Origin of the sequence: Paenibacillus sp. FSL R5-0527 (assembly GCF_038008055.1) — a bacterium.
In the GTDB taxonomy this organism is placed as follows: domain Bacteria; phylum Bacillota; class Bacilli; order Paenibacillales; family Paenibacillaceae; genus Fontibacillus; species Fontibacillus macerans.
The window spans coordinates 960,739-974,427 of the sequence record NZ_JBBOYI010000001.1; the positions used below are offsets into that span (position 1 = coordinate 960,739).

Below are 13,689 nucleotides of genomic sequence, written 5' to 3' on the forward strand. Positions count from 1 at the left end.
TTCCGGGCAGCTTTTACGGGAAATCTTGAGCAACGTTTATTAGCTCGTTTATATCATTTATATACAGAAATTGTGGAAATTTCATGGAAATTATATATTACATCTCAATATTTAACATAAATCGCCGATAGAATCTATATATAGATCAAAGAGTAATAAAATGTAAAAATCGAGGCCGGGACGGACCGAAAGCGCTAACTTTCTTCGTATAAATAAGTAACCTGTAGAATTATGTCCGGCTTCAGAGAAAGGTGGTGACATGACTAGAAGTTGTATTCGATGATGCAGAACATCAAGGGAGGGAAAATTAGTGGATTGGAGTAAGGTGACGCTGTACCAAAACGATAAGCTCGTTTGGGGTCAGGAGCCTTAAAGCCTGACGAAGCGGGGCCCGTAGGGGTGTCGCTCTTTTCAAATTGAAGGGAGGAAAACGGGATGAAGGTAAGAAATAGTAACAGTAATATTTTGTTCAAACGTTCCAAATGGCTGCCTGCCGTTATGGCATGCGCGGTTACATTAAGTGTTGCACTGCCGGCTCAAACTACAGTACACGCTCAAACGGCAAAAACCGTTTCCATCCAAGTCGATACGTCCAAGGATCGGAATCCTATCAGCCCTTATATATACGGTACGAATCAGGATTTGGCAGGGGATGAGAATCTGGCGGCCAGACGGCTTGGCGGCAATCGGCTGACCGGCTACAACTGGGAAAACAATATGTCCAACGCGGGAAGCGATTGGCAGCACTCCAGCGATAACTATTTATGCACCAATGGCGGTCTGACGGATGCCGAATGCGGTGAGCCCGGAGCGGTGGTGACTTCGTTTCATGACAAATCGCTGCAGCTTGGCGCCTATTCTTTAGTTACGCTGCCGCTGGCCGGATATGTGGCCAAGGATGGAAACGGAAGCGTGCAGGAAAGCGAAAAGGCCCCTTCCGCTCGGTGGGATCAGGTCGTAAACGCCAAAAATGCGCCGTTTGAGCTGCAGCCCGACCTGAGCGACAATCGGGTTTATGTGGATGAGTTCGTTAACTTTTTGGTGAACAAGTATGGCGATTCTTCAACAAAGACGGGTGTAAAAGGATATTCGCTGGACAATGAGCCGGCTCTCTGGTCGCATACGCATCCGCGCATTCATGGTGAACCGGTTGGAGCGAAAGAGTTGGTGGACCGGGCGGTAAGTTTATCCAAAGCCGTCAAAGCGGTTGACCCCGGAGCGGAAATTTTTGGCCCGGTTCTTTACGGTTTTGCGGCCTATATGGATCTCCAATCCGCACCTGACTGGAACTCCGTAAAAGGCAGCTACAGCTGGTTCGTGGACTATTACCTGGATCAAATGCGCCTTAGTTCGGAAGCCGAGGGCAAAAGATTGCTGGATGTTTTTGATGTTCACTGGTATCCCGAAGCAATGGGCGGAGGCATCCGAATTACGAATGAGGTCGGCAACGACGAAACGAAGAAAGCCAGAATGCAGGCGCCTCGTACTTTATGGGATCCGACCTACAAGGAAGATAGCTGGATCGCTCAATGGAACAGCGCCTACTTGCCATTGCTGCCTCGATTGAAGCAGTCGATAGACAAGTATTACCCGGGAACCAAACTGGCTTTGACCGAGTATAGCTACGGCGGCGAAAATGATATTTCCGGCGGGATCGCTATGGCCGACGTGCTGGGCATCTTGGGCAAAAACGGCGTTTACATGGCAGACTACTGGAAGTTAAAGGATGGCGCCAACAACTACGTTAGCGCGGCTTACAAGCTTTACCGCAATTATGACGGAAATCGCTCTACTTTCGGCGATATCAGCGTTAAAGCGCAAACATCGGATATTGAAAATAGTTCGGTGCATGCTTCCGTAACGGATGCAACCGATAATGAACTGCACCTTGTTGTCATGAATAAAAGCATGGACAGCGCACTCAACGCCGAATTCAATCTTTCCGGCGGGACGACTTACGGTTCCGGTAAAGTTTGGGGCTTCGACCAAACCAGCCCGCAAATTAAAGAAGCGGCGCCGATCACGCAAATTTCCGGCAACCGCTTTACCTATACGGTACCGCCTTTGACGGCTTATCACATCGTGTTGACTGCCGGCAGTGATAATCCCGAGCCGCCTAAGGAGGCTCCCGGAAGCTTTACGCTGAAAGCTGAAGCGGGCGACGGGAAAGTCGCTTTGTCCTGGGACGCTTCCAGCAGAGCTGTGGGTTACAGCGTACAGCGGGCAACAGCTGCTGATGGTCCGTTCACTACTGTAGCATTCAATTTGGCCGCAACATCTTATACGGATACCAGTGTAACGAACGGTACTTCTTACTATTACAAAGTCACCGCAAGCAACAGCGCGGGAACGACCGATTCCAATGTCGTGAGTGCGGTTCCGCAGGTGCCTAAAGACGGCCCGGTCCGCTATGAAGCCGAAGACGGCACGCTGAGCGGGGGAACCACGGTGTCATCCAGCGGGTCCGGTTTCTCCGGCACCGGTTACGTAACGAATTTCCACAATCCGGGAGATTCGCTGACGATGACGATCCAGGCTCCAGAGGCAGGTTTGTACGATCTTACCATCGGTTACCGTTCTCCTTATGATGACAAACGCACGAATTTCTCTTTAAACGGCAAGGCGTCCGCCGAGCTGGTGCTTTGGACATCGGCTGATTTTACGGAAACTTCTGGAGGGAAGCTGTTGCTGAATAAAGGGGCGAATACGATCGGTTTCGAAACGGGCTGGGGCTGGTACGATATCGATTACGTCAAGCTGAAGCCTGCTGCTGACCGTCCGCCGCATGCAGTGACCAAAACGCTCACCAATCCGAACGCGACGGTAGAAGCGAGAGCATTGATGAACTACCTGGTAGATCAATACGGCGAGAATATCCTTTCCGGTCAAGAGGATATAGCCGAAATTGACTGGCTGCAAACCAATGTAGGCAAAAAACCGGCGATCGCGGCGCTCGATCTGATCGACTATTCGCCAAGCAGAGTGGAACGTGGTGCCAGTTCCACCGAGATTGAAAAAGCGATTGAGTGGGATAAGCAAGGGGGCATTGTTTCCTTTGCATGGCACTGGAACGCGCCGAAAGGTTTGATCGATGAGCCGGGAAAAGAATGGTGGAGAGGGTTCTATACCGATTCGACCACATTCGATGTGGAATATGCGATGAACCATCCGGAGTCCGAAGATTATAAACTGCTTGTTCGCGACATCGATGTGATTGCGGAACAGTTGAAGAAGCTGCAGGATGCGAAAGTGCCTGTCCTGTTCCGTCCTTTGCACGAAGCGGAAGGCAAGTGGTTCTGGTGGGGCGCTAAAGGTCCTGAACCCGCCAAAGAATTGTATATTTTGATGTACGACCGTTTGACGAATGTGCACAAATTGAACAATCTGATCTGGGTCTGGAATTCCGTTTCTCCCGCTTGGTATCCGGGGGACGAGTATGTGGATATTTTGAGTTATGACTCTTACCCACAGGCTGGCGACTACAGTCCGCAAATTGCCAAATACGAAGACCTTGTAACCTTGGGCAAAGACAAAAAGCTGGTTGCCATGAGCGAAAACGGCGCTATTCCGGATCCTGATCTGATGAAGGCGTATCAAGCCCATTGGAGCTGGTTCGCTACATGGTATGGGGATTTCCTGCGAGACGGTAAACACAATAGTCTTGAGCATCTGCAAAAAGTGTACAATCATCCGAATGTCATTACGTTGGATAAGCTCCCGCCCGACTTAAAAACGTACGGCATTTCCGACCAGCCGTCCGTACCGGGCAGCTTTACGCTGAGCGCGGCGGGCGAAAAGGGGAAAGTTACGCTGAACTGGACAGCATCGGCGAATGCGGCAAGCTATGAAGTGAAGCGTTCGGCGGCTGCGGACGGCACGTTCGCGACAGTAACCGATGCAGTATACGATACCAGCTACACGGATACGGATGTAACGGCAGGCACGACGTACTACTATCAAGTCGTAGCGAAGAACGATGCGGGCCAAACGGTTTCGAATACGGCCAGTGCCACGCCGAAAGCGGATGACCAGCAGCCGGCAACGGGACTGGTGCTCCAGTATCGTACACCGGATACAAATGTGAACGACAATCACTTTAAGCCGCATTTCCAAATTTTAAACAAAGGTACATCCGCCGTACCGCTCAGCGAGTTGACCATTCGCTATTACTACACGATCGACGGCGATCGTACGCAGGTATTCAACTGCGACTATGCGGCACTGGGCTGCTCGAAGCTGAACGGCAAGCTGGTCAAAATGGATGAAGCCGTACCCGGCGCCGATTATTATTTGGAAGTCAGCTTCAACCCGGATGCAGGCGTGTTGGCGCCTGGAGGCAGCACGGGCGAAATTCAGACCCGCATTAATAAAACGGACTGGTCGAACTATAACGAAAGTGACGATTACTCGTATAAGGGCACGCAATCTTCCTATGCCGATCATACGAAAGTGACGTTGTATCATAATGGCGTGCTTGTTTGGGGAACCGAACCGGCAGCCAATTAAGACAAGCGTCCGATATAAGGCACATGTGAATCAACCGTTGATTTGCCAAGAGAAATTATAAAGTGGAAAGTGATTGCCAGATGAACAAATTATCCGAAGAATGTTTGCCGCAGATTCGCGGTGGCGATGAGCAGGCAAGGTCGGCTCTGATTGGTCAATATCGGCCCTTTATTTTGAAGGTTGTTAAACACGTCTGCAAACGTCAAGTTGGATGGAATGATGATGAGGCAAGCATAGGTTTGATCGCTTTTAATGAAGCTGTCGACCGATACCGTACGGAGTATGGCAAAACATTTAATAATTTCGCTTTTCTTATGATTCGCAGACGATTGATCGATGATTTCCGGAAAAAAATTAAAATTTCCCAGAACGAAGCCGATTGGAAGGAAATGCTGTACATTGCCGATAGTGTGGGTTCGCTGGATGCCTTTGAAAGGCAGGAGCGAGCCGCGGCGCTGGCGGAGGAATTGCTCAGCTACGACGAAAAGCTCCGGGAATTTGGTATCTGTCTCCAGGAACTGGAAGAGATCATGCCAAGCCACCGGGATACCCGGCAAATGCTGGTGCGGATCGCCCGCCATTTTTGCAGCAACCGGGAATGGCTGAACGATCTTTTGCACAAAAAGAAGCTTCCCTTGAAGGCCATGACCAAAGAGATCAATGTCAGCAAAAAAACGCTGGAACGTAATCGGAAATATCTGATATCGCTAATTCTGATTTTCGGCTGCGAGGATTTTACAAGAATCCGCGAAAGCATCTCTTTTACAAGGATGGAGGAAAATACGCGGCACGTAGAGCAGTTGTAGCGGCAATAAAGAAGGCGGGCATTTTGATGAAGAGTTACCGACAGTAAAGGGTCGGTAACTCTTTGTTTTGTTTACGGAAGAACCACAAGCGCCATCGGCTGAGCGGGTTCTTGGCGGCCTTGGATATATTGTTCTTCGCCCATATCGTTTCTTCTGGACGATGGCACAGGAATTTCTGGGTGTATGGCATAGAGTAACCATGAGAATGTGAACAGAAGGGGAAGGAGGTTTTCCATGAAGATACCGGTCAAAGGGGTTGTGATTTCATCCACAGATTCGGATGGAAGCCATTCGCATAAGCTGTATATTACATCGTGGGGAGGAAGACCGGTTCACTCGCACGAATTTAAGGGGATCACTTCGTTTGATGTAGGGCATCGTCATGCCTACGCGGGACTGACGGCCCCGGCCCCGAGCGGGGTACAGCATACCCACCGTTACCATACGGTTACGTCATTCGACGACGGGCATTCCCACGTGATTGCAGGTGTCACCGGCCCGGCCATTCCCGTTCCCGGCGGCGGCCATATCCATCATTTTGAAGGGGTGACGACGGTCAACGGAGCTACGCCGCATACCCATTATTATCGCGGGAATACGGGGAACGAAGTTGTCGGCGATTAAAAGGACTGCTGGAATCATTAAATAAGCAGTAACGCGCGCTTTGCAAAGAAAAAGAGGAACGCCTACTCCTTAAGGAGCGATACGTTCCTCTTTACTTTTTTTGGACTTCCGCAATCCTTTGATCTCCTATTTTTCCCCGTCCCACTCGGCGTAAAACTGCTCCAGATATTCCAGCATAAACTGATGCCTTTGTTCGGCCAAGGCCCTCCCGTACGCGGTGTTCATCAAATCCTTCAGTTTCAACAGCTTTTCGTAAAAGTGATTGATCGCGGTATCCTGTCCGTTTCTATATTCGCTTTCGGTCATGGTTTCTCTGGGCTTCACCTCGGGATCGTACATCACTCTCCCCTTTGCCCCGGAATAGGTGAAAACGCGCGCGATGCCGATCGCCCCGATCGCATCCAACCGGTCCGCGTCCTGCACCACTTGGCCTTCCAGGGTTTTCATGGGCGATGAATTCCCTCCCTTAAAAGACATCGTCGAAATGATCTCCATCACGTGCCCGGTATCTTGGGGATCGACACCATGCTCGTCTAACCAAGTTCTTACTCTTCGAAGACCGTGCTCTTCACTCGGATTCAGTTTGGCATCGGCCAGATCGTGGAGAAGCGCGGCTAGCTGGCAAATGTACAGGTCGGCGCCCTCCTGCAAAGCGATAGTCCTGGCTAGCCGGGTAACCCTCTGAATATGCCCCCAGTCATGACCGGTGCTTTCATTTTCCAGTTCGTTTCTTACATCGGTTTCGGCCTGGGCGATGATCAGTTCCTTGTTATTTTGCTCCATTATACTCATATACTCCTTTTTTAAATGGTAAACGAAGAGAAAATTCCGGTCCCGATAGTTTTCAGTTTAAGTATACAGTAAACCTGGGGGAGCCGCAGGATGGCACGGCAGTCTCTGATTTTAATTTAGATGTTGAAAGTTCGTTTGCGCGTAGCGTTGCAGATTACGAGCTTGGCAAAAATACATCCGATAAAACGACGGTGATTTCGAGGCAGTGGTCACGCGGATGCGGATGAACTAAAACTTGAGAATAGGGAAGTGGGGTGGGCGGCAGATCAACACTCCCTGTCCGGAGGCTTTGCACGATTATCCCGTTTAATCAGGTAGCAGAGAGAAAGACAAGCTCGGGAGAAAAAAATATATGATGGGAGAAGCAGATAGGCTCGAGATAATTTAGACGGGTTTAGGAGAAGGAAAGGAGAAGGAATCAGGTTTAGGGCAGGTGAAACAGACCGGATAAGAGACAAGACAGGAGATCAAGACAGAGATCAAGACAGAGATCAAGACAGGAGATCAAGGACCCACTAAGTTGATCTGCATCAAACTCCCCCTACCGTTCCAGCGTCTCGATCAGGCCGCAGCCGCAAGGGGCTGGTTTGGTTGGCGCGCGATCAGCCGGCGGTAAGGGATCGCCGGAATCGCCACACACATTTGCAGCAACTTTTGCCGCATCGTTTCTTCCGCTCCGGGCAGTCCTTCTTGCAGGCGCAGCCGGCGGCGTCCGGTGTATTCGTTCAGGTACGCCTGCAGATGCTTCAGTCCCAAGGCTCCATACGTACTCTTCAGCGATTCCCACGCCTCTCTCACCACTTTCCGCAAGGGCGCATACAGCCGAAAGGCTTGAAGGAACGACTGTACCGTCGATGTACGGACATCCACATGCCCGCTAATAAACGTGGTTAGATCGTGACGGTTTGCCCTTTTTTCGCCTCCCCGCTTATGCGGTACCAGGCGGATTTTGACCTGCTCCGGCTCGCCCGACTCCGTGACCGTGCAGCCGGCTACGACCGCCGAGGCATACGGATGCGAAAGCTGACACCGGGACGGATCACGCCCATACTGATCGCTGTTCACCTTCACGTCTCCAGAGAGCAGCTCCCGGGCATCGAACTCCCCCACGGCATGGCGTATTCGGTGCAACATTGACCAGGCGGTCTTGTAGGCGACCCGGATCACCTGGCGCAGCCGCAGCGCCGAGATGCCGCCCTCAAGCAGGAATAAATCCAGGGCCTTGAACCACTTGAGCAAGGGGAGATGCGTTCCTTCAAAAATCGTGCCGACCAAAGGCGATGTCTGATGCTTGCACTTTCCGCACTCGAACAAAGGGATATGCCGGGAAGTTAGGCGACTGCACCGGGGGTGAGCGCAGCGCGGGCAGACGAAGCCGTTTGGCCACTTCATCGCGATCAGTGCCTCCATGCAATCCTGCTCGCTGTTAAAACGGCTGCTGAATGGCTGAAGTTCCGTTCCCGCATTAATCTCCATGTTTACTCGCCCCCGAATCAAGAATTCACGAACGTAGGTTCCATTTATTTCATTATACCAAACGTACGTTCCCTTATCAAGCCGAAAATCTCACCTGAACCGACTCATTTTTTTCTCATCTTTTTTGTTTTTTCTTCTCTCTTTTTTAAAACCTGCTCTAGCCCCCCTGCTCCTGAACGAAGGGGATAATCGTGCAAAGGCAGCCAGCCAGGCAGGGACACCAAGACACGAACACCAAGACACGAACACCAAGACACGAACACCAAGACACGAACCTTTTAGACAGGTCCCCTCACCTGGCGTCGATTTGTGACACGGCTCTCGAAACGGCTACGCTGCAAAAGGTAGATACACTAACCTCGCCGAACCGTGACGCATCTAAGTCGTTGACGCTTCCTCACCGAAGTAGCCCAAAAAGCCGGGAAGACACTTGTCCGCCTCAGATTTAGCGTCCTCCGGCAATGGATTGCTGCTTTACCCAGCTACATCAAAGCTTGTCTGCGCATTTTTTGCTGCGAAAGTTGAGTTATAACTCAACTTTCGGTGCGGCCAGAACCCAAATTGGCTAAACCGCTGATGGTGTACAGAAGGAGTAGGAATTACGGCAAAGGACCGCGCCAGCGGCGAGGTTTTTCTTTCTCAGAGAAACACTTCTTTTGGATGTAAATGGAATTGGTATGCGATGAATGGAATGCGGATGGCATAATGCGACAGAGAACGACGGATTTACGCCAATTTAACAATAAAATTTGTGTCAAAACATAGGTTTCTCTGTTGAAAATAGTTTATAATCTAGTAATCAGGCACTATCTGGAAGGGGGTGAAAAGCGTGTCAATTTCTCTTGTTAAAGGCCAGAAAGTTGACTTGACCAAAAACAATGCAGGATTGTCCAAAATCATCGTAGGCTTGGGCTGGGATCCGGCGGAAACCGAAACCCGCGGATTTTTCGGGAGAAAAAAGAAAGGGACAGCCAATATCGACTGCGATGCTTCGGCGCTTTTGTTAAACGCCGGCGGAAAGCTGGATAAGAAAGAAAATATCGTATGTTTCTATAATTTGAAGAGCCCGTGCGGTTCCGTGCAACATACGGGCGATAATTTAACGGGCGAAGGGGATGGCGACGATGAGCAGATCATCGTTGATCTTGGCAAAGTCCCCGCTAATGTCGAAAGAATCCTGATGGTAGTTAACATCTATCAATGCGAAGCCCGCGGCCAGGATTTCGGGATGATCAAATCCGCGTTCATCCGGGTCGTTAATCCGGTAAACAACCAGGAACTGATCCGGTTTAATTTGACGGACAGCTACGCAGGGATGACGGCGCTGCTCGTAGGCGAAATCTATCGTCATGATGGCGAGTGGAAATTCAACGCTCTCGGCGAGGGGGCGCATGCCGCACATATTAATGATTTGGCAAGCCGTTATATTTAATGACTATTATTTAACAAGGGAGTTGCTAATCTATGTCTATCAGTTTGGAAAAAGGCCAAAAAATCGATCTTACGAAAACAAATCCCGGGCTCACTAAGGTCATCGTGGGGCTCGGTTGGGATACAAACAAATATGACGGCGGACAGGATTTTGACTTGGACGCTTCGGCATTCTGCCTGAACGCTTCCGGCAAAGCGGCGAGCGAGAAGGATTTCATTTTCTACAATAACACGCAAAACAGCAACGGCTCTGTTGTACATACCGGTGACAACCGTACTGGTGAAGGGGAAGGGGACGACGAGCAGCTGAAGGTGGATCTGGCGGCCGTGCCTGCGGAAGTCGAAAAAATCTCTTTCTGTATCACCATTTATGACGCGGCGGCGCGCAGCCAGAACTTCGGACAGGTTTCCAACGCCTTTGTGCGGATTGTTAACGAAGCTACAAACGAAGAACTGATCCGTTACGATCTCGGCGAGGATTTCTCCGTTGAAACGGCGATCGTTGTCGGCGAATTATACCGCAATAACGGCGAATGGAAGTTTAACGCGGTAGGCAGCGGCTATAAGGACGGCTTGGCCGGACTTGTGCGCGACTTTGGCCTTTCCTAGTACACCCCTGAAATATTTCTACCGGCCGTCTTAAGACAGGCGGCCCTTTTTCTTACCATAAACGAAGGAGCGATCAAGATGGCGGTTAATCTATCCAAAGGTCAAAAGGTTGACCTGACGAAATCGAATCCGGGTTTGGTGAAAATCATTGTCGGTCTTGGCTGGGATACGAACAAGTACGACGGCGGCAAAGAATTCGATCTGGACGCCTCCGCTTTCTGCCTCAATGAAACCGGCAAAGTCAATTCGGATGCCGACTTTATGTTCTATAACAACCCGGCCAACGGCAACAACTCTATCGTACTCTCGGGCGACAACCGGACGGGCGAAGGTGCGGGCGATGACGAAACGATTAAGATCGACCTGGCTAATGTCCCTGCCGATATCAGCAAAATTGCCTTCTGCATTACGATCCACGAAGCTCAAGAAAGAAATCAGAACTTCGGCCAAGTCGCAAACTCTTATGTGCGTGTTGTGAATGAAGCTACCGGCGAGGAACTGATCCGTTACGACCTCGGTGAGGATTATTCCGTGGAAACGGCCGTGGTCGTAGGCGAACTCTACCGTCATGGAGCGGAATGGAAGTTCAGTGCCGTCGGCAGCGGATTTAAAGATGGTCTGGCCGGGCTTTGCAGAGATTTTGGAATCAGCGTTTAACCGATCAAGGGAGGGATCCGGATGACCATCAGCCTGTCAAAAGGCCAGCGTATTGATTTGACGAAAACGAACCCAGGACTAAAAAAAGCGCTCATCGGTTTAGGATGGGATATCAATAAATACAGCTCCGGACAAGATTATGACCTGGACGCCTCCGCGTTTCTGCTTCATGCGGACGGCAAGGCAAAGGGGATCGAGGATTTTGTGTTCTACAACAATCCCAAAACTCCAAACGGCTCTGTCATACATACCGGAGATAACCGGACAGGAGAGGGCGAGGGGGATGATGAACAGATTATCATCGATTTCTCGCTGGTTCCTCCGCATATTCATCGTGTCGGTATTTCCGTAACCATTCATGACGCAGTGGCGCGTAATCAAAATTTCGGACATATTTCCAACGCTTTCGTTCGGGTTGTAGACGCGGAGACCGATCGGGAGATCGCCCGTTACGATCTTGGCGAAGACTTCTCTCTGGAAACCGCGGTTGTGGTTTGCGAGCTGTACCGTCACGGAGAAGAGTGGAAGTTCCAGGCCATAGGCTCCGGCTTCAACGGGGGCCTTGCGGCTTTATGCAGAAACTACGGTTTGGATGCACAATAACAGCTTCCTTTATCTTCATATATGAAAGGTTGGTAAATTCGTGACGATCTCCTTGATTAAAGGCCAAAAGGCAGACCTGACGAAAAATAACCCAAATCTGAATAATATCATCGTGGGGATGGGCTGGCGTAATGCCAACAGTTCCTTAGAGGTGGACTTTTCAGCTTTTTTATTGGCGCAGAACGCGAAAGTAACGAAAGATGAAGATTTGATCTTCTACGGGAATCCCACCGGCCCCAATCAGTCGATCTCCGTGCTGTCGAATAACAAGCAAGCCTATTCCGGAGTGGCGGATCAAGCGCAGTTAGCCGTGTCGCTTAGGAACGTGCCGCCGCACTACGATCGAATTTCTTTTGCACTAACCATCTATGACGGGGAAAAAAGAGGACAAAACTTCTCCCAGCTTGATGATACCTACATTCGTATCGTCGATCCGGCGAACGGACTCGAAATTATCCGTTATAACATCGGAAAATCCTTCACCGTGGAAACGGCAATCATCGTGGGTGAATTGTACAGATACAACGGCGAGTGGAAATTTAACGCCATAGGCTCCGGCTATTCGGGAGGATTGGCCGCTCTGTGCGGCAGCTTCGGCATTGAGGTGAAAGAATCGACCTCAGCCCAGCCGTCGCCCGCTCCAACGCCAGCGCCAGCGCCAACGCCAGCGCCAACGCCGGCAACACCGTCTCCCGCTCCGGCGCCCGGACCGTCTCCGTCTCCGGCCAAGCCGCTTTCTTTGTCTAAAATTGAGCTGAAGAAACGCGGCGACGTCATCAACCTGGAGAAGAAATCGGGAGATCTCGGCGAAATCCTGGTCAACTTGAACTGGAACCAAAGGAAGCAAAAAGGGTTCTTCGGGAGCAAAGGCGTCGATCTCGACCTGGGTTGTTTATTTGAGTTGAAGGATGGGAGAAAAAGCGTAATTCAAGCGCTTGGCGAAAGCTTCGGCTCCCTCAATCGTCTCCCGTACATCGCTCTCGACGGAGATGATCGAACCGGCAACGTCGCAACCGGCGAAAACTTGAGAATCAACGGCCGCTACGTCTCTGAGATCGAAAAAGTGCTGGTTTTCGCTTACATTTACGAAGGCGTAACCAATTGGTCGGAAGCCGACGGCGTCGTGACCATCAAGCAGCAGGGCGGGCCCGACATTGTCGTGCGCTTGGACGAGCATAACAACCGCAAAGGGATGTGCGCCATCGCCATGATCCGCAATGTGAACAACCAGACCTTCAGCATTGAAAGAATCGTCGAATATTTCTCGGGTCATTTGGAACTCGACCGCGCCTTTAATTGGGGACTGCGATGGACGGAAGGCTCTAAATAACATTTTGGGGGAATTTTAGGTAATGTCCGAATTCATCAATAGTTTTGTAGACAATTTTATGTCATTTTTTGACTGGAACAACCTGGCTTCTCTATTGTCCGATCCGGTAACCTGGGGCATTATCGCTTCCCTGGTTCTCCTTGAGGGCCTGCTGTCCGCCGACAATGCGCTTGTTCTGGCAGTCCTTGTCAAGCACTTGCCCAAAGAGCAGCAAAGAAAGGCCTTGTTCTATGGTATTATCGGGGCCTACATTTTCCGCTTTCTGGCGATTGGCGTAGGTACGTTCCTCGTCAAAATTACATGGGTTAAAATCTTGGGCGGTTTGTACCTCTTATGGATCGCCTTCAGCAATCTGTTCGATTTGGAAGTGAAGTGGATTCGCGCGGGCAAAGTGCCGGTTATTCCTTACATCGGCAAGAAAAACGACGAAGAGGATGAAATCGAAGGCAAAGCTTACGGATTCTGGCGTACGGTTCTTACCGTAGAGTTAATGGACATTGCCTTCAGCGTGGATTCCGTAATTGCCGCGTTTGGCGTAAGCGATCAGGTATGGGTTCTCTTCCTCGGCGGTATTCTCGGCGTGCTTATGATGCGGGGAGTGGCGCAGGTATTCCTGAAACTTATCGACCGGTTCCCTGAGCTTGAACGGGCGGCATTCATTCTGATCATTATTATCGGCGCCAAAATGCTGGCCGCCGTGTTCGGATTCCATATGAGCCACTTTATGTTCTTTGGTCTTTTGATCGCCGTATTGGCGGGTACGATCATCATCAGCTCCATTCGCAAGAAATCGAAATCGGAAGAATCGAAACCTCAGTCCATGTAAACACACAAAAGATGAATCCCTTACCGAAT

General features: G+C 50.5%; 11 protein-coding genes. 9 read left to right on the top strand and 2 right to left on the bottom strand.

The window, feature by feature from the left end:
- The first annotated feature begins 435 nt into the window (after positions 1 to 435).
- The 3 genes from NYE69_RS04380 to NYE69_RS04390 all read left to right on the top strand — a co-directional run bounded on the left by NYE69_RS04380 (position 436) and on the right by NYE69_RS04390 (position 5,936).
- The gene (locus NYE69_RS04380; protein WP_340924344.1) at positions 436 to 4,506 is read left to right on the top strand and encodes a glycosyl hydrolase; all 4,071 of its coding nucleotides are present in this window, start codon (positions 436 to 438) and stop codon (positions 4,504 to 4,506) included.
- Between the two features lie 80 nt (positions 4,507 to 4,586).
- Positions 4,587 to 5,312 (top strand): RNA polymerase sigma-I factor, encoded by a 726-nt coding sequence (gene sigI / locus NYE69_RS04385; protein ID WP_328269517.1) that lies wholly within the window; start codon positions 4,587 to 4,589, stop codon positions 5,310 to 5,312.
- Positions 5,313 to 5,546: 234 nt separating this feature from the next.
- Positions 5,547 to 5,936 (top strand): YmaF family protein, encoded by a 390-nt coding sequence (locus tag NYE69_RS04390; protein ID WP_124333627.1) that lies wholly within the window; start codon positions 5,547 to 5,549, stop codon positions 5,934 to 5,936.
- A gap of 126 nt (positions 5,937 to 6,062) precedes the next feature.
- Here the strand turns inward: NYE69_RS04390 and NYE69_RS04395 are convergent, their stop codons facing one another.
- Both NYE69_RS04395 and NYE69_RS04400 read right to left on the bottom strand, forming a co-directional pair.
- A complete protein-coding gene (locus NYE69_RS04395) occupies positions 6,063 to 6,719 on the bottom strand; it encodes an HD domain-containing protein (RefSeq protein WP_340924351.1) in 657 nt (218 codons plus the stop codon).
- Between the two features lie 570 nt (positions 6,720 to 7,289).
- The gene (locus tag NYE69_RS04400) at positions 7,290 to 8,204 is read right to left on the bottom strand and encodes an IS1595 family transposase (protein WP_340924353.1); all 915 of its coding nucleotides are present in this window, start codon (positions 8,202 to 8,204) and stop codon (positions 7,290 to 7,292) included.
- Between the two features lie 829 nt (positions 8,205 to 9,033).
- Here NYE69_RS04400 and NYE69_RS04405 point away from each other — a divergent pair.
- The 6 genes from NYE69_RS04405 to NYE69_RS04430 all read left to right on the top strand — a co-directional run bounded on the left by NYE69_RS04405 (position 9,034) and on the right by NYE69_RS04430 (position 13,660).
- Positions 9,034 to 9,636, top strand: coding sequence for a TerD family protein (locus NYE69_RS04405; RefSeq protein ID WP_328272405.1), 603 nt, complete (start codon positions 9,034 to 9,036; stop codon positions 9,634 to 9,636).
- Positions 9,637 to 9,668: 32 nt separating this feature from the next.
- Positions 9,669 to 10,244, top strand: a complete 576-nt coding sequence (locus tag NYE69_RS04410; RefSeq protein ID WP_124333623.1) for a TerD family protein — start codon at positions 9,669 to 9,671, stop codon at positions 10,242 to 10,244.
- 78 nt (positions 10,245 to 10,322) lie between these two features.
- Positions 10,323 to 10,901 (top strand): TerD family protein, encoded by a 579-nt coding sequence (locus NYE69_RS04415; protein ID WP_340924361.1) that lies wholly within the window; start codon positions 10,323 to 10,325, stop codon positions 10,899 to 10,901.
- Between the two features lie 21 nt (positions 10,902 to 10,922).
- Entirely contained in the window at positions 10,923 to 11,504 is a 582-nt protein-coding gene (locus NYE69_RS04420) for a TerD family protein (RefSeq protein ID WP_340924364.1), read from the top strand.
- A 40-nt stretch (positions 11,505 to 11,544) separates the two neighbouring features.
- Positions 11,545 to 12,834 carry a TerD family protein gene (locus tag NYE69_RS04425; protein ID WP_340924367.1) on the top strand — a complete coding sequence of 430 codons (1,290 nt, stop codon included), beginning with the start codon at positions 11,545 to 11,547 and terminating at the stop codon, positions 12,832 to 12,834.
- A gap of 22 nt (positions 12,835 to 12,856) precedes the next feature.
- Complete coding sequence (locus NYE69_RS04430; protein ID WP_316561490.1) at positions 12,857 to 13,660, top strand: TerC family protein; 804 nt, start codon at positions 12,857 to 12,859, stop codon at positions 13,658 to 13,660.
- Positions 13,661 to 13,689 lie beyond the last annotated feature (29 nt).

Bases quoted from the DNA above. Each gene is read 5' to 3' on its own strand.
- NYE69_RS04380 (WP_340924344.1), top strand. From the start codon at position 436: ATGAAGGTAAGAAATAGTAACAGTAATATTTTGTTCAAACGTTCCAAA.
- sigI (WP_328269517.1), top strand. From the start codon at position 4,587: ATGAACAAATTATCCGAAGAATGTTTGCCGCAGATTCGCGGTGGCGAT.
- NYE69_RS04390 (WP_124333627.1), top strand. From the start codon at position 5,547: ATGAAGATACCGGTCAAAGGGGTTGTGATTTCATCCACAGATTCGGAT.
- NYE69_RS04395 (WP_340924351.1), bottom strand. From the start codon at position 6,719: ATGGAGCAAAATAACAAGGAACTGATCATCGCCCAGGCCGAAACCGAT.
- NYE69_RS04400 (WP_340924353.1), bottom strand. From the start codon at position 8,204: ATGGAGATTAATGCGGGAACGGAACTTCAGCCATTCAGCAGCCGTTTT.
- NYE69_RS04410 (WP_124333623.1), top strand. From the start codon at position 9,669: ATGTCTATCAGTTTGGAAAAAGGCCAAAAAATCGATCTTACGAAAACA.
- NYE69_RS04415 (WP_340924361.1), top strand. From the start codon at position 10,323: ATGGCGGTTAATCTATCCAAAGGTCAAAAGGTTGACCTGACGAAATCG.
- NYE69_RS04420 (WP_340924364.1), top strand. From the start codon at position 10,923: ATGACCATCAGCCTGTCAAAAGGCCAGCGTATTGATTTGACGAAAACG.
- NYE69_RS04430 (WP_316561490.1), top strand. From the start codon at position 12,857: ATGTCCGAATTCATCAATAGTTTTGTAGACAATTTTATGTCATTTTTT.